An 18,284-nucleotide genomic window follows, 5' to 3' on the forward strand; every position below is an offset into this window, starting at 1 on the left:
CGGTCGGGGGCCGGCTCGCCGGCTCCCGACCCCGCCCGAGAATTAGCAGTACAGACGACGACATAGGGGACATAGTGCTCGACGTCAACTTCTTCGACGAGCTGCGCATTGGTCTCGCCACCGCTGACGACATCCGTCAGTGGTCGCACGGCGAGGTCAAGAAGCCTGAGACGATCAACTACCGCACCCTGAAGCCGGAAAAGGACGGGCTCTTCTGCGAGAAGATCTTCGGTCCGCAGCGGGACTGGGAGTGCTACTGCGGTAAGTACAAGCGGGTCCGGTTCAAGGGCATCATCTGTGAGCGCTGCGGCGTCGAGGTGACTCGCTCCAAGGTCCGTCGTGAGCGGATGGGGCACATCGAGCTCGCCGCTCCGGTGACCCACATCTGGTACTTCAAGGGCGTTCCGAGCCGGCTGGGCTACCTGCTGGACCTCGCCCCCAAGGACCTCGAGAAGATCATCTACTTCGCCTCGTACGTCGTGACGAGCGTTGACGCGGAGTCGCGTCACCGCGACCTCTCGACGATCGAGAACGAGATCCTGGCCGAGAAGCGGCAGTCCGAGAACAGCCGCGACTCGGAGATCGAGAAGCGGGCCGCCAAGCTCGAGGCCGACCTGGCGGAGCTGGAGGCCGAGGGTGCCAAGGCGGACGTCCGGCGCAAGGTCAAGGAGGGCGGAGAGCGCGAGATGCGCCAGATCCGCGACCGGGCCCAGCGCGAGATCGACCGCCTGGACGAGGTGCTGGACACCTTCCGCAAGCTGGAGCCGAAGCAGCTGGTCACCGACGAGCTGCTCTACCGCGAGCTGCGCGACCGGTTCGGTGAGTACTTCACCGGTTCCATGGGCGCCGAGGCGATCAAGGCGCTGGTCCAGAACATGGACCTCGACGCCGAGGCCGAGAGCCTGCGGGAGACCATCCGGTCCGGCAAGGGCCAGCGGAAGATCCGGGCGCTCAAGCGACTCAAGGTCGTCGCGGCGTTCCTGAACACCCGCAACTCGCCGCTCGGCATGGTGCTGGACTGCGTCCCGGTCATCCCGCCGGACCTGCGCCCGATGGTGCAGCTCGACGGTGGCCGCTTCGCGACCTCGGACCTGAACGACCTGTACCGTCGCGTGATCAACCGGAACAACCGCCTCAAGCGGCTGATCGACCTCGGCGCGCCCGAGATCATCGTCAACAACGAGAAGCGGATGCTCCAGGAGGCCGTCGACGCGCTGTTCGACAACGGCCGTCGCGGCCGGCCGGTCACCGGCCCGGGTAACCGCCCGCTCAAGTCGCTGTCCGACATGCTCAAGGGCAAGCAGGGCCGGTTCCGCCAGAACCTGCTGGGCAAGCGCGTCGACTACTCCGGCCGTTCGGTCATCGTGGTCGGCCCGAAGCTCAAGCTGCACCAGTGCGGTCTGCCCAAGCAGATGGCGCTGGAGCTGTTCAAGCCGTTCGTGATGAAGCGGCTGGTCGACCTCAACCACGCCCAGAACATCAAGTCCGCCAAGCGGATGGTCGAGCGTCAGCGCCCGGTCGTGTGGGACGTGCTGGAAGAGGTCATCGGCGAGCACCCGGTGCTGCTCAACCGGGCGCCGACCCTGCACCGCCTGGGCATCCAGGCCTTCGAGCCGCAGCTGGTCGAGGGCAAGGCCATCCAGATCCACCCGCTGGTCTGCACCGCGTTCAACGCCGACTTCGACGGTGACCAGATGGCGGTGCACGTGCCGCTGTCCGCCGAGGCTCAGGCCGAGGCGCGGATCCTGATGCTGTCGTCGAACAACATCCTCAAGCCGGCCGACGGTAAGCCGGTCACCATGCCCACCCAGGACATGGTCATCGGTCTGTACCACCTCACCCACCGCACCGCTGGTGAAAAGGGCGAGGGCCGGGCGTTCAGCTCGGACGCCGAGGCGCGGATGGCCTTCGACAACGGCGAGCTGCACCTGCAGGCGCCGGTGAAGATCCGCCTGCGTGACGTGGTCGGGGTCGACAACGGTGCTGGCGCCGAGGCGTGGACCGCCCCGGAGGGCTGGGTCGAGGGTGACCCGCTGACCGTGGAGACCACCCTGGGCCGGGTGCTGTTCAACGAGACGTTGCCGCAGGGCTACCGCTTCGTGAACTACGAGATCCGCAAGGGTCAGCTCTCCGCGATCGTCAACGACCTCGCCGAGCGCTTCCCCAAGGTGGCGCTGGCCGCCACCCTGGACGGGCTCAAGGAGGCCGGTTTCCACTGGGCCACCTGGTCCGGCGTGACGATCGGTATGGAGGACGTCATCGCGCCGCCGCGTAAGGCGGAGATCCTGGCCCGGTACGAGAAGGACGCCGACCAGATCGACAAGCAGTACCAGCGTGGTCTGATGACCGCCGAGGAGCGTCGCGGCGAGCTCATCGAGATCTGGACCAAGGCGACCAACGAGGTCGCCAAGGAGATGGACACCGCGCTGCCGCAGGAGAACCCGCTGTGGAAGATGATCAACTCGGGTGCTCGCGGTAACCTGCTCCAGCTCCGGCAGATCGCGGCGATCCGTGGTCTGGTGGCCAACCCCAAGGGCGAGATCATCCCGCGGCCGATCAAGGCCAGCTACCGGGAGGGTCTGTCCGTGCTGGAGTACTTCATCTCCACGCACGGTGCCCGTAAGGGTCTGGCCGACACCGCGCTGCGTACCGCCGACTCGGGTTACCTGACCCGTCGTCTGGTGGACGTCTCGCAGGACGTCATCATCCGTGAAGAGGACTGCGGCACCGACCGGGCGATCCCGATGCAGATCGGCGAGAAGCTGGACGGCAAGCTCGTCGTCCACACCCACGCCGAGACCAGCGTGCACGCCCGGACCCTCGCCGACGACATCAAGGGGCCGGACGGCACCGTGGTCGCCGAGCGCGGGCAGGACATCAACTCCATCGGGGTCGACAAGATCGTCGCCGCTGGTGTGGAGACCGTCCGGGTGCGCAGCGTGCTCACCTGCGAGTCGAAGCTCGGCGTCTGCGCGGCCTGCTACGGCCGGTCGCTGCCGACCGGTAAGTCGGTCGACATCGGCGAGGCGGTCGGCATCATCGCCGCCCAGTCCATCGGTGAGCCCGGTACGCAGCTGACGATGCGTACCTTCCACACCGGTGGTGTCGCGGGTGAGGACATCACCCAGGGTCTGCCGCGTGTTCAGGAAATCTTCGAGGCTCGGGTCCCGAAGGGTAAGGCGCCCATCGCCGACACCCCGGGCCGGATCCGGATCGAGGACGGCGAGCGCTCGCGCAAGATCATCGTGGTGCCGGACGACGGCAGCGACGAGATCGTCTACGACAAGATCTCGAAGCGCGTCAAGCTCCGGACCCACGACGGCGGTCACGTCGCGGTCGGCGAGAAGCTGACCGAGGGCACCATCGACCCGCACGAGCTGCTGCGGATCATGGGTCCGCGGGCGGTCCAGGTCCACCTGACCAGTGAGGTCCAGGAGGTCTACCGCTCGCAGGGTGTGCTCATCCACGACAAGCACATCGAGATCATCATCCGCCAGATGCTCAAGCGGGTGACGGTCATCGACTCCGGCTCGACCGAGTTCCTGCCGGGTGTGCTCGTCGACCGGGCGCTGTTCGAGTCGGAGAACCGCCGACTCGTCTCGGAGGGCGGCGAGCCCGCCGCCGGTCGTCCGGTGCTGATGGGTATCACCAAGGCCTCGCTGGCCACCGACTCCTGGCTCTCGGCGGCCTCCTTCCAGGAGACCACCCGGGTGCTGACCGACGCTGCGATCAACTCGCGCAGCGACTCGCTGGTCGGCCTCAAGGAGAACGTGATCATCGGAAAGCTCATCCCGGCCGGTACCGGCATCAGCAAGTACCGCAACGTCCGGGTCGAGCCGACCGAGGAGGCGAAGGCCAAGGTCTACTCGATGACCGGTTACCCGGAGACCGACTACGGGTTCGGGCCGGCCAGCGGGCAGGCCGTGCCGCTGGACGACTTCGACTTCGGGTCGTACCGCTAAGCACCAGTAACACGACGAGGCCCCCGGTGAAAGCCGGGGGCCTCGTCGTGTCCGTGCCCACCCACCCCGCGACCGGGTTCGGCATGATGGGGGTATGACGACAGCACCCGGGCAGGTGTCCGTCGCCCAGCCGGACCTGCGTCACCCGCTGGACCCGGACCCGGCCCGCGCCACGAAGGCACGGGCGGTCTTCGCGCTCGGCCTGCTCGGCCTGCTGACCGGGTTGTTCATCGGAGGCGTGGTGCCGGCCACCGTGGCCCTGCAACTGGCCCGGCAGGCGCGCCGCGAGGCGTACGCGTCGGGGGGTTTCCTGACCGGCAGCGTGTGGCTGCGGCGGGGGGAGCGGATGGCCTGGACCGGTCTGGTGCTGGTCGCGGTCAGCGTGGTGGCCGCTGTGGTCATCGGGGTGGTCCGGCTGGCCGGTGCCCCGTTCGGCCACGACTACCCGGCGAACATGGACTGAGGCCGCCGGTGGCCGCGCCCGGCGCGGGTGGCGGCGCTCGCGGCGGTAGCCTGGCCGGTGTCCGCCGCGTGGCGGTGGCGGCCTTTCGACAGGAGGACCTCGTGACGGAACCGGCGCGGCCCCCTGCGGACGAACCGGACGGCCCCCCTGCGGACACGCCGGCGTCCGAGCCGAGTGACTGGGCGCGGCCGGGCCCGGGCGGTGCGGAGCACCCTCCGGTGCCCACCCCGGATGCGCCGCCCGCTGCGGGGCCGTACCCCGGCTGGGGCACGACCTCGACGCCCGGCTCCGGCCAGCCGCACCCGGTCTCCAGCACGCCGACCTCGACGCCGCAGGGCTGGGGTCCGCCGTCATCCGGGCCGGGAACGCCGTACGGGTGGGGTCCGCCGTCGTCGGGGCCGGGGGCACCGCAGGGTTGGGGTCCGCCGGCAGGTGGGCCCGGAGCACCGCATGGCTGGGGTCCGCCGTCGTCGGGGCCGGGAGCACCGCATGGCTGGGGTCCGCCGTCGTCGGGGCCGGGAGCACCGCAGGGGTGGGGTCCGCCGCCGGGTGGACCGGGAGCGCCGTACGGGTGGGGTCCGCCGTCGTCGGGGCCGGGAGCACCGCACGGGTGGGGTCCGCCGTCGTCCGGGCCCGGCGGCCCGCCCGGATGGGGTCCGCCGCCGGGGCACGGTCCTGGGTGGGGTGGCTCGCCGGGGCGCTCGGTTGCGCCACCCACCGACGACCAACGCCGGCCGCCGAAGCGGGTGGAGTCGGTGTCGGGCACGCCGTTCGGTGTCGTGCACCTGGACGTGGCGCCGGTCACCTCCGGGCTGGCCATCGGAGCGCTGGTGGCGGGGATCGCGTCGGTCCTGGTGTCGTTACTGGTGATCTGCTTCGGGGTGGCCTTCATGAACGACGGCGGTGCCTGGGCCTCCGGAGCGTTCGCCGCGCTGGGTGTGCTGGCCGGCGGTGCGGCGGTCGTCGTCGGGCTGCTCGGCCGGCGGCAGATCGGTCGGCCGGCCGCGCCCTCCGCGGTCCAGTTCACCGGGCGTGGGCTGGCGATGGCGGGGATCAGCTGCGGCGCGGTGGGGGCGGTGCTCAGTGCGCTGGGCCTGGGCCTGGCCCTGCTGCTCGCACTGACCTGAAAGTGATCATCGACAGATCCGACACCTGACGGGGGTTTCCCGCGGAAGGCTTCCGGTCCGCCCGGGGGCGATGGGTGCTTCTGCGGGAGAGCCGGTACACTTGTATTCGTAGGTGCCCATCGCGGGCGACCGGGCAGGACGAGATACGGCTGGCGGGTGTGAGACTGCCGCCGGGCCATTCCGTTTTGACCTGGGCGGTTGTGGTAGGTACTCTTTCCCCTTGTGCCCGGGCATGCCCGGGCAACTCGTGCGTGCGCTGTTACCGGCTTACGGACGGCGGCACGACAAGCCAAGGATCCGGGGCGGGGCGACCCGCGTGCCGGTGACAAAACCCGGTACGCACGCGAGAGCGTCGCAACGGGACCGTGACGAGGGCGACACGCCCGACCGCGGGTGCCGGGGTCTCCGCAAGGTGGCCCTGGTCGGAATGTAGGAGAGCCGGTCATCAGGCCGGCTAACGAGCAGACGGCGCGGCCGCGGATGCGGCCGAAGGGAGCGGAGAAACCCGGTGCCCACGATCCAGCAGCTGGTCCGAAAGGGCCGCCAGGCGAAGACGACCAAGACCAAGACCCCGGCGCTGAAGGGTTCCCCTCAGCGGCGCGGCGTGTGCACCCGCGTGTACACCACCACCCCGAAGAAGCCGAACTCGGCGCTGCGCAAGGTCGCTCGCGTGAAGCTCAGCAGCCAGATCGAGGTGACCGCCTACATCCCCGGCGTCGGTCACAACCTGCAGGAGCACTCGATCGTGCTCGTCCGCGGTGGCCGGGTGAAGGACCTCCCCGGCGTGCGTTACAAGATCGTTCGCGGCTCGCTGGACACCCAGGGTGTCCGCAACCGCAAGCAGGCGCGCAGCCGTTACGGCGCGAAGAAGGAGAAGAGCTGACATGCCGCGTAAGGGACCCGCTCCGCGGCGGCCGCTGGTCGCTGACCCGGTGTACAACTCGCCGCTGGTCACCCAGCTGGTGAACAAGATCCTGCTCCGCGGCAAGCGTCAGCTCGCCGAGTCCATCGTGTACGCGGCCCTCGAGGGCTGCCGCGAAAAGTCCGGCACCGACCCGGTCGTCACCCTCAAGCGGGCGATGGACAACGTCAAGCCGACCCTCGAGGTGCGTAGCCGCCGGGTCGGTGGCGCCACCTACCAGGTTCCGGTCGAGGTCCGCCCGACCCGGGCGACCACCCTGGGCCTGCGCTGGCTGGTCACCTACTCCCGCGCCCGGCGCGAGAAGACCATGGTCGAGCGGCTGATGAACGAGCTGCTGGACGCGAGCAACGGCCTCGGTGCCGCCGTCAAGCGGCGCGAGGACACGCACAAGATGGCCGAGTCGAACAAGGCCTTCGCGCACTACCGCTGGTAACACCCTGGTTCCGGCGCCTACGGGCGCCGGAACCGCCACCAGTTGAGTCGAGACGACGATAAGTAGGGATTGAAGTGGCCGCCGCAGACGCGCTCGCCAACGTACGCAACATCGGCATCATGGCGCACATCGATGCCGGTAAGACCACGACCACCGAGCGAATCCTGTTCTACACCGGTATCACGTACAAGATCGGTGAGGTCCACGAGGGCGCTGCCGTCATGGACTGGATGGAGCAGGAGCAGGAGCGTGGCATCACCATCACCTCCGCTGCCACCAAGTGTGAGTGGAAGGGCCACACGATCCAGATCATCGACACGCCGGGTCACGTCGACTTCACGGTCGAGGTCGAGCGGTCGCTGCGGGTCCTGGATGGTGCGGTCGCGGTCTACGACGGTGTCGCCGGCGTGGAGCCGCAGACGGAGAACGTCTGGCGGCAGGCCGACAAGTACAACGTCCCGCGGATGTGCTTCGTCAACAAGCTCGACCGGACCGGTGCCGACTTCTTCCGCTGCGTGCAGATGATGATCGACCGGCTGAACGCCACCCCGCTGGTGCTCCAGATCCCGATCGGGCTCGAGGGTGACCACATCGGTGTCGTCGACCTGATCGGCATGCGCGCCCTCACCTGGCGTGGGGAGACCCAGAAGGGTGAGGACTACGCGGTTGAGGAGATCCCGGCCGACCTGGCCGACTCCGCTGCCGAGTGGCGCGAGAAGCTGATGGAGACCCTCGCCGACGTCGACGACGCGGTGATGGAGAAGTACCTGGAGGGCGAAGAGGTCTCCGTCGAGGAGATCAAGGCCGCCATCCGGCGTGCCACCATCGCCGGCAAGGCCAACCCGGTGCTCTGCGGCTCGGCGTTCAAGAACAAGGGCGTCCAGCCCATGCTCGACGCCGTGGTCGACTTCCTGCCGTCGCCGCTGGACGTTCCGGCGATCGAGGGTACGGCCACCGACGGTGAGACCCCGCTGGTGCGTAAGCCCTCGAAGTCGGAGCCGTTCTCCGGTCTGGCCTTCAAGATCCAGACCGACAAGCACCTTGGCAAGCTCACCTACGTCCGGGTCTACTCCGGCGTGGTCGAGACCGGCACCCAGGTGGTCAACTCCACCAAGGACCGCAAGGAGCGCATCGGCAAGATCTACCAGATGCACGCCAACAAGCGGGAAGAGCGCAGCTCGGCCCAGGCTGGCGACATCATCGCGGTGCAGGGTCTCAAGCAGACCACCACCGGTGACACGCTGTCCGACCCGGCGAACCCGGTCATCCTGGAGTCGATGACCTTCCCGGAGCCGGTCATCGAGGTCGCCATCGAGCCGAAGACCAAGGCCGACCAGGAGAAGCTCAGCACCGCCATCCAGCGGCTGGCCGAGGAGGACCCGACCTTCCGCGTCAAGCTGGACGAGGAGACCGGTCAGACGGTCATCTCCGGCATGGGCGAGCTGCACCTGGACATCCTGGTCGACCGGATGCGCCGCGAGTTCAACGTCGAAGCCAACATCGGCAAGCCGCAGGTGGCGTACCGCGAGACCATCCGCCGCAAGGTGGAGAAGGTCGAGTACACCCACAAGAAGCAGACCGGTGGTTCCGGCCAGTACGCCCGCGTGATCGTGAGCGTCGAGCCGCTGCCGCTGGACAACGACTCGCCGACCTACGAGTTCGCCAACGCCGTCAGCGGTGGCCGCATCCCCCGGGAGTTCATCCCCTCGGTGGACGCGGGTGCGCAGGACGCGATGCAGTACGGCATCCTCGCCGGCTTCCCGCTGGTCGGCGTGAAGCTGACCCTGCTGGACGGCCAGTACCACGAGGTCGACTCGTCGGAAATGGCATTCAAGATCGCCGGCTCCATGGTGATGAAGGACGCGGCCCGCAAGGCCGATCCCGCACTCCTTGAGCCGATGATGGCCGTTGAGGTCACCACTCCTGAGGAGAACATGGGTGACGTCATCGGCGACCTCAACTCCCGCCGCGGCCTGATCCAGGCGATGGAGGAGCGCAGTGGCGCCCGCATCGTCAGGGCTCTGGTGCCGTTGTCGGAGATGTTCGGCTACGTCGGCGACCTGCGGTCGAAGACCCAGGGCCGGGCGAGCTACAGCATGCAGTTCGACTCCTACGCCGAGGTTCCGGCCTCGGTGGCCAAGGAGATCATCGCCAAGGCGACGGGCGAGTAGCACCCTGAGCAGGTGATTCGTGGTTGGTCGCGGGAGGTTTCACCCGCCCGCGGCCACCACGATCGGATCGCGTGAGACCGGGCCTGTAGGCTTCATCGCCGCAGAACCCACAAAGGCTCTCCGGCCGTCAGGCCGGAAAGGCTGTCGACAGAGTCCTAAGCGCCGACCGGCGCGCCGGGCGTACGAACCAAGAAGTCCACAGGAGGACACCAGTGGCGAAGGCTAAGTTCGAGCGGACTAAGCCGCACGTCAACATCGGCACCATTGGTCACATCGACCACGGTAAGACGACGCTGACGGCGGCCATCACCAAGGTCCTGCACGACCAGTACCCGGACCTGAACCCCTACACGCCGTTCGACGAGATCGACAAGGCGCCGGAGGAGAAGGCCCGCGGCATCACGATCTCGATCGCGCACGTCGAGTACCAGACCGAGTCGCGGCACTACGCGCACGTCGACTGCCCTGGGCACGCCGACTACATCAAGAACATGATCACCGGTGCCGCGCAGATGGACGGCGCGATCCTGGTGGTGGCGGCGACTGACGGCCCGATGCCGCAGACCCGCGAGCACGTGCTGCTGGCCCGTCAGGTCGGTGTGCCGTACATCGTCGTGGCGCTCAACAAGAGCGACATGGTCGATGACGAGGAGCTCCTGGAGCTCGTCGAGCTCGAGGTCCGTGAGCTGCTCTCCTCGCAGGAGTACCCGGGTGACGACCTGCCGGTCGTTCGGGTTTCGGCGCTGAAGGCCCTCGAGGGTGACCCCGAGTGGACCGGCAAGCTGCTGGAGCTGATGACCGCTGTCGACACCTCGATCCCGCAGCCGGAGCGCGAGGTTGACAAGCCGTTCCTGATGCCGGTTGAGGACGTCTTCACGATCACCGGTCGTGGCACCGTCGTCACCGGTCGGGTGGAGCGCGGCGTTCTCCTGCCGAACGAGGATGTTGAGCTCGTCGGTATCAAGGAGAAGAGCTTCAAGACCAAGGTCACCGCGATCGAGATGTTCCGGAAGACCCTGGACGACGCCCGCGCAGGTGAGAACGTCGGCCTGCTGCTGCGTGGTACCAAGCGCGACGAGGTCGAGCGCGGCATGGTCGTCGTGAAGCCGGGCTCGAACACCCCGCACACGGAGTTCGAGGCGACGGTCTACATCCTCTCCAAGGAGGAGGGCGGCCGGCACACCCCGTTCTTCCAGAACTACCGTCCGCAGTTCTACTTCCGGACCACTGACGTCACCGGTGTCGTCACCCTCCCCGAGGGCACCGAGATGGTCATGCCGGGTGACAACACCTCCATGTCGGTGAAGCTGATTCAGCCCATCGCCATGGAGGAGAACCTCAAGTTCGCGATCCGCGAGGGTGGCCGCACCGTCGGCGCCGGGTTCGTCACCAAGATCAACAAGTGAGCTAGGTAACCCCGATTAGACCCGCCGCCGGTCGTGCGGCATACTAGTCAGGTTGCGTAACGACAGTTCGTCGCCTGTGTTCGGCTTTCGCTGAACCTCCGGGTGGCGAGGCAGTCGAGCGTAGGGTGGTTGGCGGCCCAGTCGCCAACCACCCTCGCACGGCGTTCAGGTCGCGGTAATGCGATCGGCGCCTTGACCCACCGCGCGGTCAGCACCACTCCGGAACCACGGGGCGGAGCTCGGCCCGAGGGCGCGACACGCCCGACCGCGGGGGTCGGCGAAGTGGGCCTGTACCAGCCGGTACAGGCGCCCGCAACACAGCGGCATCGAGAGAAGGAACAGAAGCCACCATGGCGGGACAGAAGATCCGCATCCGGCTCAAGGCCTATGACCACGAGGTCGTCGACTCCTCGGCTCGGAAGATCGTCGAGACGGTGACGCGCACCGGGGCGCAGGTCGCGGGCCCGGTGCCGCTGCCCACGGAGATCAACCGTTTCTGCGTTATCCGCTCGCCGCACAAGTACAAGGACTCGCGCGAGCACTTCGAGATGCGCACGCACAAGCGGCTGATCGACATCATCGACCCGACCCCGAAGACGGTCGACTCGCTCATGCGCCTCGACCTGCCGGCTGGCGTCGACATCGAGATCAAGCTGTAGGGACCGGACAAATGGACAGGCAAGTCAAGGGGATCCTGGGCGCCAAGCTCGGCATGACCCAGGTCTGGGACAACAACCGTGTTGTTCCCGTGACCGTGGTCGAGGCCGGCCCGTGCGTCATCAGCCAGGTTCGTAGCGCCGAGAAGGACGGTTACTCCGCGGTCCAGCTGGCGTACGGCACCATCGACCCGCGCAAGGTCAAGAAGCCGATCAGCGGTCACTACGCCAAGGCGGACGTGGCGCCGCGCCGGCACATCGTCGAGCTGCGCACCACCGACGCTGGGGAATACTCGCTCGGCCAGGAAGTCACTGTCGAGGAGTTCCCGGCCGGCGTCACCATCGACGTCACCGGCAAGACCAAGGGCAAGGGCTACGCCGGCCCGATGAAGCGGCACGGCTTCCACGGTCTGCGCGCCAGCCACGGTGTCGAGCGCAAGCACCGCTCGCCCGGCTCCATCGGCGCCTGCGCCACTCCGGGTCGTGTCTTCAAGGGCACCCGGATGGCCGGCCGGATGGGTGGCGTGCGGTACACCGTGCAGAACCTCACCGTCCAGGCGGTCGACACCGAGAACAACCTGCTGCTCGTCCGGGGTGCCATTCCTGGTCCGAAGGGCGCGCTCGTTCTGGTCCGTACCGCGGCCAAGAGCAAGGTGAAGAAGGGCGGTGCGGCCAAGTGACCACCGTTGACGTGCGCACCGTCGAAGGCACCACCAGTGGCTCGGTCGAGCTGCCGGCGGACATCTTCGACGTGCAGGCCAACGTCGCGCTGATGCACCAGGTCGTGGTGGCCCAGCTCGCGGCGGCCCGACAGGGCACGCACAAGGCCAAGACCCGCGGCGAGGTCGCCGGTGGCGGCAAGAAGCCGTACAAGCAGAAGGGCACCGGTCGCGCCCGGCAGGGCTCGATCCGCGCGCCGCAGTTCGCCGGCGGTGGCGTCGTGCACGGTCCCGTGCCGCGCGACTACAGCCAGCGGACCCCGAAGAAGATGAAGGCCGCCGCTCTGCGCGGTGCCCTCTCCGACCGGGCCCGCGCCGGGCAGGTGCACGTCGTCGAGGCGTTCGTCTCGGGCGAGAAGCCGTCGACCAAGGCGGCCCTGGCCACGCTGACCAAGCTCACCGAGGCCCGTCGGGTCCTGGTGGTGCTGAGCAGCACCGACGAACTGAACTGGGTGTCGCTGCGCAACGAGCCGCGGGTGCACCTGATCGAGTCCGGCCAGCTGAACACGTACGACGTGCTGGTGGCCGACGACGTGGTCTTCACCAAGGACGCCCTGGACGAGTTCCTGGGCGTGCCCGCCGAGACCACCGAGGAGGGTGGCAAGTGAGCACCATCGCCGATCCGCGCGACATCATCGTTGCGCCGGTCGTCTCGGAGAAGAGCTACAGCGAGCTGAACCGGAACTGGTACACCTTCCTGGTGCACCCGGACGCGAACAAGACCGAGATCAAGATCGCTATCCAGCAGATCTTCAACGTCCGCGTCCTGACGGTCAACACGCTCAACCGCCAGGGTAAGCGCAAGCGCACCAAGACCGGCTTCGGTCAGCGCAAGGCGACCAAGCGGGCGATCGTGAAGCTGGCTGACGGTGACCGCATCGAGGCCTTCGGCGGCCCGGTCAGCTGAGGGGTGTAGACAATGGCTATCCGTAAGTACAAGCCGACGACGCCGGGCCGACGTGGCTCGAGTGTCGCTGACTTCGCCGAGATCACCCGGTCCACGCCGGAGAAGTCGCTGCTGGCTCCGTTGCCGAAGAAGGGCGGGCGTAACGCCCACGGCCGGATCACCACGCGGCACCACGGCGGCGGTCACAAGCGCCAGTACCGTCTGATCGACTTCAAGCGGGTCGACAAGGACGGCGTGCCGGCGAAGGTCGCTCACATCGAGTACGACCCGAACCGCACCGCGCGTATCGCGCTGCTGCACTACGCCGACGGCGAGAAGCGGTACATCATCGCGCCGAAGGACATGAAGCAGGGCGACCGCGTCGAGTCCGGCCCGGGCGCCGACATCAAGCCGGGTAACAACCTGCCGCTGCGCAACATCCCGGTCGGTACCACCATCCACAACGTGGAGCTGCGTCCGGGTGGCGGGGCCAAGCTGGCCCGTTCCGCCGGCGTCGGCATCCAGCTGCTCGGCCGTGAGGGCGCGTACGCGACCCTGCGTATGCCGTCCGGTGAGATCCGGCGGGTCGACGTGCGCTGCCGCGCCAGCATCGGCGAGATCGGCAACGCCGACCAGTCGAACATCAACTGGGGTAAGGCCGGCCGGATGCGGTGGAAGGGCAAGCGCCCGACCGTCCGTGGTGTCGCCATGAACCCGGTCGACCACCCGCACGGTGGTGGTGAGGGTAAGACCTCCGGTGGTCGCCACCCGGTCAACCCGCAGGGTAAGCCCGAGGGCCGCACCCGCCGTAAGGGCCAGCCGAGTGACCGGCTGATCGTCCGCCGTCGCTACGCCACGCGTAAGCGCGGCTGAGGGAGATAAGACATGCCTCGCAGCCTGAAGAAGGGCCCGTTCGTCGACGACCACCTGCTCAAGAAGGTGGAAGTTCAGAACGACAAGGGCTCCAAGAACGTGATCAAGACCTGGTCGCGGCGCTCGACGATCATCCCCGAGATGCTGGGGCACACGATCGCCGTGCACGACGGACGCAAGCACGTCCCGGTGTTCGTGACCGAGGCGATGGTCGGGCACAAGCTCGGCGAGTTCGCGCTGACCCGCACGTTCAAGGGTCACGAGAAGGACGACCGGAAGAGCCGTCGGCGCTGACGCCGCGGGCATACGGATAGAGGGAACAAGGGGTTACAGCGATGCCAGGAAAGGGCGACGCTCCGGTGCTTCCGGGCGCGCGGGCGGTTGCGCGGCACGTGCGCATCTCGCCGATGAAGGCGCGCCGGGTGGTCAACCTCGTCCGCGGCCTGCCCGCGAAGGAGGCGCTCACGGTGCTGCAGTTCGCGCCGCAGGCTGCGAGCGAGCAGGTGTACAAGGTGCTCGCTAGCGCGATCGCCAACGCGGAGAACAACGAGCGGCTGGACCCCGACGCGCTGCTCGTCAGCGAGGCCTTCGTGGACGAGGGCCCGACGATGAAGCGGTTCCAGCCGCGGGCCCAGGGTCGGGCCTACCGCATCCGCAAGCGCACGTGCCACATCACCGTGGCGGTCGAAGCGGTCGCGCCGGCAGCACCGAGGAAGGCCGCGGCTAAGAAGGCCGCCCCGGCCACGGAGGCCGCACCGGCCGAAGCGCAGAGCAAGACGGAGGACGCCGAGTAATGGGTCAGAAGGTTCACCCCACTGGGTTCCGGCTCGGCATCTCGACCGACTGGAAGTCCCGCTGGTTCGCGGACAAGCTCTACAAGGACTACATCGGCGAGGATGTCAAGATCCGCCGCATGATGTCCAAGGGCCTCGAGCGTGCCGGGATTTCCAAGGTCGACATCGAGCGCACCCGCGACCGGGTCCGGGTCGACATCCACACCGCCCGGCCGGGCATCGTCATCGGCCGTAAGGGTGCGGAGGCCGACCGGATCCGCGGCGAGCTTGAGAAGCTCACCGGCAAGCAGGTTCAGCTGAACATCATCGAGGTGAAGAACCCCGAGTCGGACGCTCAGCTGGTCGCGCAGGGCGTGGCCGAGCAGCTGTCCAGCCGGGTCAGCTTCCGTCGGGCGATGCGCAAGGCCATGCAGTCGGCGATGAAGAACCCGGTCTGCAAGGGCATCCGGGTTCAGGTTTCGGGTCGCCTCGGCGGCGCCGAGATGAGCCGGACCGAGTTCTACCGTGAGGGCCGGGTTCCGCTGCACACGCTGCGGGCCAACATCGAGTACGGCTTCTTCGAGGCCCGTACCACGTTCGGTCGGATCGGTGTGAAGGTCTGGATCTACAAGGGCGACGCCGTCCCGGGCCGGGAGGCTCCGGCCGAGGCCGGTCCGTCCCGCCCGCGTCGTGGTGAGCGCGGCGACCGTCCCGAGCGTCCGCGCCGTGGCCGGTCGGGTTCGTCCGGCACCACGGCTGGTGGCACCGAGGCCGGTCGGGCTGCTGCGACCACCATCGCGCAGCAGGCCGAGACGCCGAGCGGTGAGCCGGTCGACAGCGCAGCTGTCGCCGCCGCTGCTGCTCCGGCAGAAACGCAGCAGGAGGGCTGACAGATGCTGATGCCGCGCAAGCCCCCGAAGGGCTTCCGCAAGCCGCACCACCCGGACCGCAGTGGCGCGTCCAAGGGTGGTAACCGGGTGGTGTTCGGCGAGTTCGGGATCCAGGCTCTCGAGCCGGCGTACGTGACGAACCGGCAGATCGAGTCGGCACGTATCGCGATGACTCGCCACATCAAGCGTGGTGGCAAGGTCTGGATCACGATCTTCCCGGACCAGGCCCTCACCAAGAAGCCTGCCGAGACCCGGATGGGTTCCGGTAAGGGTTCGCCCGAGTGGTGGGTCGCCAACGTCAAGCCGGGGCGGGTTCTCTTCGAGATGTCCTTCCCCAACGAGCAGATCGCGCGAGAGGCCATGCGTCGCGCGATCCACAAGCTCCCGATGAAGTGCCGCATTGTTACGCGCGAAGTGGGTGAATCCTGATGGCAGCGGGCGTTAAGGCGACCGAGCTGCGTGAGCTCTCCGAGGAGGAGCTGGTCACGAAGCTGCGGGAGGCCAAGGCGGAGCTGTTCAACCTCCGCGTGCAGGCCGCAACCGGGCAGCTGGACAACAACCGGCGGTTGCAGGTCATCCGTCGGGAGATCGCCCGGATCTACACGATCATGCGCGAGCGCGAGCTGGGGCTCTCGGCCGCGCCGACTGAGGTGACTGCATCATGACCGAAGAGACCGCCACCGCCGCCGCGCGGTCCCGCCGCAAGGTCCGTGAGGGCCTGGTGGTCAGCGACAAGATGGACAAGACCGTCGTGGTCGAGGTCGAGGACCGGGTTCGGCACGCGCTGTACGGCAAGATCATGCGCCGTACCAGCAAGCTGAAGGTGCACGACGAGCAGAACGCCGCTGGCACCGGTGACCGGGTTCTCATCATGGAGACCCGGCCGCTGAGCGCCACCAAGCGTTGGCGGATCGTGGAGATCCTGGAAAAGGCCAAGTAGCGAAGGCTCGAGCTCGCCCGGCGTTGCGTCGGGCGTTGGTTCCGCCAGGCTCCGGCCGCTACGGCGGCCGGAGAACCGGCAGACATAGGAGATAGACGTGATTCAGCAGGAGTCGCGACTGCGCGTCGCCGACAACACGGGTGCTCGGGAGATCCTGTGCATCCGGGTTCTCGGTGGCTCGGGTCGGCGCTACGCGAGCATCGGCGACGTCATCGTGGCCACGGTCAAGGACGCCATCCCGGGTGCCGGTGTGAAGAAGGGCGACGTCGTCAAGGCTGTCGTCGTTCGCACCGCGAAGGAGAAGCGGCGTCCGGACGGCTCGTACATCCGCTTCGACGAGAACGCCGCCGTCATCATCAAGGACGGCGGGGACCCGCGTGGAACCCGTATCTTCGGCCCGGTGGGCCGGGAGCTGCGGGACAAGCGGTTCATGAAGATTATTTCCCTCGCGCCGGAGGTGTTGTGACCGTGAAGGTCAAGAAGGGCGACACGGTCGTCGTCATCGCCGGCAAGGACAAGGGTGCCAAGGGCAAGGTCATCGCGGCCTACCCGCGGCAGGACAAGGTCCTGGTCGAGGGCGTGAACCGGGTCAAGAAGCACACCCGCATCAGCACCACCCAGCGTGGCGCCAAGACCGGCGGCATCGTCACTCAGGAGGCCCCGATCCACGTCTCGAACGTGCAGGTCCTGGACTCCGACGGCAAGCCGACCCGCGTCGGTTACCGGATCGACGACAACGGCCAGAAGGTCCGCATCGCGCGTAGCACCGGTAAGGACCTGTGATGACCACGGCTACCGAAAAGACCCTGCCGCGCCTCAAGGAGCGGTACCGCAACGAGATCGTGGCCCAGCTGCGTGAGCAGCACAGCTACGGCAACCCCATGCAGGTGCCGCGGCTGGTCAAGATCGTCGTCAACATGGGTGTCGGCGAGGCTGCTCGCGACGCCAAGCTGATCGACGGTGCGGTCCGCGACCTCGCCACGATCACCGGCCAGAAGCCGCAGGTGCGGCGGGCGACCAAGTCCATCGCGCAGTTCAAGCTCCGCGAGGGCATGCCGATCGGCGCGAAGGTCACCCTTCGTGGCGACCGGATGTGGGAGTTCCTGGACCGGCTGCTCTCCATCGCGCTGCCGCGTATCCGCGACTTCCGCGGCCTGGACGGGCGCAAGCTGGACGGGCACGGCAACTACACGTTCGGTCTGACCGAGCAGTCGGTGTTCCACGAGATCGACCAGGACAAGATCGATCGCCAGCGGGGCATGGACATCACGGTGGTCACGACCGCCACGACCGACGACGAGGGCCGGGCGCTGCTCAAGCTCCTGGGCTTCCCGTTCAAGGAGAACTGAGATGGCCAAGAAGGCGCTGATCATCAAGGCGGCCGCGAAGCCGAAGTTCTCGGTTCGCGCGTACACCCGCTGCCAGCGGTGCGGGCGTCCGAAGGCGGTCTACCGCAAGTTCGGGCTCTGCCGGGTCTGCATCCGGGAGATGGCTCACCGCGGTGAGCTGCCGGGCGTGTCCAAGGCTTCCTGGTAAGGGCGACCGCGTCCCGGCCGTCGGCCGGGAACTCCTGCACCGATTAGGTATTGCTCTTCGCCGTAGGCCCGGGGCTGGTGCCCCGGGAACCCCGGCGAGAAAGGCTGACGAAATCCATGACGATGACCGACCCGATCGCAGACATGCTCACGCGTCTGCGTAACGCCAACCAGGCGTACCACGATCAGGTGAAGATGCCCTACTCCAAGATCAAGGCGAACATCGCCGAGGTCTTGAAGGCCGAGGGTTACATCGCCACCTGGTCGGTCGAGGAGCCCGAGGAGGGCGCCGTCGGCAAGCGACTGGTCGTCGAGCTGAAGTACGGCCAGAACCGCGAGCGGAGCCTGGCCGGTATCAAGCGCGTGTCCAAGCCCGGTCTCCGGGTGTACGCCAAGTCGGACGGGCTCCCGCGGGTGCTCGGTGGGCTGGGCGTGGCGATCATTTCGACGTCCCAGGGGCTGCTGACCGACCGGCAGGCCCGCAAGCGGAGTGTTGGCGGGGAAGTCCTCGCCTTCGTCTGGTAACGG

The 18,284-nt window shown here is 67.8% G+C and carries 23 protein-coding genes; all 23 read left to right on the plus strand.

The annotated features are described in order from the left end of the window. The first annotated feature begins 74 nt into the window (after window positions 1-74). The 23 genes from IF22_RS0107760 to rpsH all read left to right on the plus strand — a co-directional run bounded on the left by IF22_RS0107760 (window position 75) and on the right by rpsH (window position 18,281). Complete coding sequence (locus IF22_RS0107760) at window positions 75-3,962, plus strand: DNA-directed RNA polymerase subunit beta' (protein ID WP_030329878.1); 3,888 nt, start codon at window positions 75-77, stop codon at window positions 3,960-3,962. A 94-nt stretch (window positions 3,963-4,056) separates the two neighbouring features. Then, window positions 4,057-4,425, plus strand: coding sequence for a hypothetical protein (locus IF22_RS0107765; RefSeq protein WP_030329880.1), 369 nt, complete (start codon window positions 4,057-4,059; stop codon window positions 4,423-4,425). 746 nt (window positions 4,426-5,171) lie between these two features. After that, on the plus strand, window positions 5,172-5,552 hold the full coding sequence (locus IF22_RS0107770) for a hypothetical protein (RefSeq protein ID WP_030329882.1): 381 nt from the start codon (window positions 5,172-5,174) through the stop codon (window positions 5,550-5,552). Window positions 5,553-6,060: 508 nt separating this feature from the next. Next, window positions 6,061-6,435 carry a 30S ribosomal protein S12 gene (gene rpsL / locus IF22_RS0107775; protein WP_007465318.1) on the plus strand — a complete coding sequence of 125 codons (375 nt, stop codon included), beginning with the start codon at window positions 6,061-6,063 and terminating at the stop codon, window positions 6,433-6,435. A 1-nt stretch (window position 6,436) separates the two neighbouring features. After that, window positions 6,437-6,907: a 30S ribosomal protein S7 gene (rpsG, locus tag IF22_RS0107780; RefSeq protein WP_007465317.1), complete on the plus strand. Its 471-nt coding sequence runs from the start codon at window positions 6,437-6,439 to the stop codon at window positions 6,905-6,907. 74 nt (window positions 6,908-6,981) lie between these two features. After that, the gene (gene fusA / locus IF22_RS0107785) at window positions 6,982-9,078 is read left to right on the plus strand and encodes an elongation factor G (RefSeq protein WP_030329884.1); all 2,097 of its coding nucleotides are present in this window, start codon (window positions 6,982-6,984) and stop codon (window positions 9,076-9,078) included. Between the two features lie 212 nt (window positions 9,079-9,290). After that, window positions 9,291-10,484 carry an elongation factor Tu gene (gene tuf, locus IF22_RS0107790; RefSeq protein WP_030329885.1) on the plus strand — a complete coding sequence of 398 codons (1,194 nt, stop codon included), beginning with the start codon at window positions 9,291-9,293 and terminating at the stop codon, window positions 10,482-10,484. A 350-nt stretch (window positions 10,485-10,834) separates the two neighbouring features. Further along, entirely contained in the window at window positions 10,835-11,143 is a 309-nt protein-coding gene (gene rpsJ / locus IF22_RS0107795) for a 30S ribosomal protein S10 (protein WP_007073037.1), read from the plus strand. Between the two features lie 11 nt (window positions 11,144-11,154). Beyond that, on the plus strand, window positions 11,155-11,820 hold the full coding sequence (gene rplC / locus IF22_RS0107800) for a 50S ribosomal protein L3 (RefSeq protein ID WP_030329888.1): 666 nt from the start codon (window positions 11,155-11,157) through the stop codon (window positions 11,818-11,820). Next, entirely contained in the window at window positions 11,817-12,467 is a 651-nt protein-coding gene (gene rplD / locus IF22_RS0107805; RefSeq protein ID WP_030329890.1) for a 50S ribosomal protein L4, read from the plus strand. The genes rplC and rplD overlap by 4 nt, the downstream gene beginning before the upstream one ends. Further along, window positions 12,464-12,766: a 50S ribosomal protein L23 gene (rplW, locus tag IF22_RS0107810; protein ID WP_007465304.1), complete on the plus strand. Its 303-nt coding sequence runs from the start codon at window positions 12,464-12,466 to the stop codon at window positions 12,764-12,766. Before rplD ends, rplW begins: the two co-directional genes overlap by 4 nt. Before the next feature lie 12 nt (window positions 12,767-12,778). Continuing rightward, window positions 12,779-13,618, plus strand: coding sequence for a 50S ribosomal protein L2 (gene rplB, locus IF22_RS0107815; protein ID WP_030329891.1), 840 nt, complete (start codon window positions 12,779-12,781; stop codon window positions 13,616-13,618). Between the two features lie 12 nt (window positions 13,619-13,630). Further along, window positions 13,631-13,912 (plus strand): 30S ribosomal protein S19, encoded by a 282-nt coding sequence (rpsS, locus tag IF22_RS0107820; RefSeq protein ID WP_007465299.1) that lies wholly within the window; start codon window positions 13,631-13,633, stop codon window positions 13,910-13,912. Window positions 13,913-13,953: 41 nt separating this feature from the next. Then, the gene (rplV, locus tag IF22_RS0107825) at window positions 13,954-14,412 is read left to right on the plus strand and encodes a 50S ribosomal protein L22 (protein WP_007465297.1); all 459 of its coding nucleotides are present in this window, start codon (window positions 13,954-13,956) and stop codon (window positions 14,410-14,412) included. Beyond that, window positions 14,412-15,281, plus strand: a complete 870-nt coding sequence (rpsC, locus tag IF22_RS0107830; protein WP_007465294.1) for a 30S ribosomal protein S3 — start codon at window positions 14,412-14,414, stop codon at window positions 15,279-15,281. Before rplV ends, rpsC begins: the two co-directional genes overlap by 1 nt. A 3-nt stretch (window positions 15,282-15,284) precedes the next feature. Then, window positions 15,285-15,710, plus strand: coding sequence for a 50S ribosomal protein L16 (gene rplP / locus IF22_RS0107835; RefSeq protein WP_007465292.1), 426 nt, complete (start codon window positions 15,285-15,287; stop codon window positions 15,708-15,710). After that, a complete protein-coding gene (gene rpmC, locus IF22_RS0107840) occupies window positions 15,710-15,946 on the plus strand; it encodes a 50S ribosomal protein L29 (RefSeq protein ID WP_007465283.1) in 237 nt (78 codons plus the stop codon). The genes rplP and rpmC overlap by 1 nt, the downstream gene beginning before the upstream one ends. Beyond that, window positions 15,943-16,221, plus strand: a complete 279-nt coding sequence (gene rpsQ / locus IF22_RS0107845) for a 30S ribosomal protein S17 (RefSeq protein WP_030329894.1) — start codon at window positions 15,943-15,945, stop codon at window positions 16,219-16,221. Before rpmC ends, rpsQ begins: the two co-directional genes overlap by 4 nt. Window positions 16,222-16,318: 97 nt before the next feature. Beyond that, entirely contained in the window at window positions 16,319-16,687 is a 369-nt protein-coding gene (gene rplN, locus IF22_RS0107850) for a 50S ribosomal protein L14 (protein ID WP_007073026.1), read from the plus strand. Continuing rightward, on the plus strand, window positions 16,684-17,004 hold the full coding sequence (gene rplX, locus IF22_RS0107855) for a 50S ribosomal protein L24 (protein WP_007465276.1): 321 nt from the start codon (window positions 16,684-16,686) through the stop codon (window positions 17,002-17,004). The genes rplN and rplX overlap by 4 nt, the downstream gene beginning before the upstream one ends. Continuing rightward, a complete protein-coding gene (rplE, locus tag IF22_RS0107860; protein WP_030329896.1) occupies window positions 17,004-17,570 on the plus strand; it encodes a 50S ribosomal protein L5 in 567 nt (188 codons plus the stop codon). The genes rplX and rplE overlap by 1 nt, the downstream gene beginning before the upstream one ends. Window position 17,571: 1 nt before the next feature. Beyond that, a complete protein-coding gene (locus tag IF22_RS0107865) occupies window positions 17,572-17,757 on the plus strand; it encodes a type Z 30S ribosomal protein S14 (RefSeq protein ID WP_007465272.1) in 186 nt (61 codons plus the stop codon). Window positions 17,758-17,873: 116 nt separating this feature from the next. After that, window positions 17,874-18,281 carry a 30S ribosomal protein S8 gene (gene rpsH, locus IF22_RS0107870; protein ID WP_007465270.1) on the plus strand — a complete coding sequence of 136 codons (408 nt, stop codon included), beginning with the start codon at window positions 17,874-17,876 and terminating at the stop codon, window positions 18,279-18,281. The last annotated feature ends 3 nt before the right edge of the window (window positions 18,282-18,284 follow it).

Source organism: Micromonospora parva, assembly GCF_000718515.1.
Taxonomy (GTDB): domain Bacteria; phylum Actinomycetota; class Actinomycetes; order Mycobacteriales; family Micromonosporaceae; genus Micromonospora; species Micromonospora parva.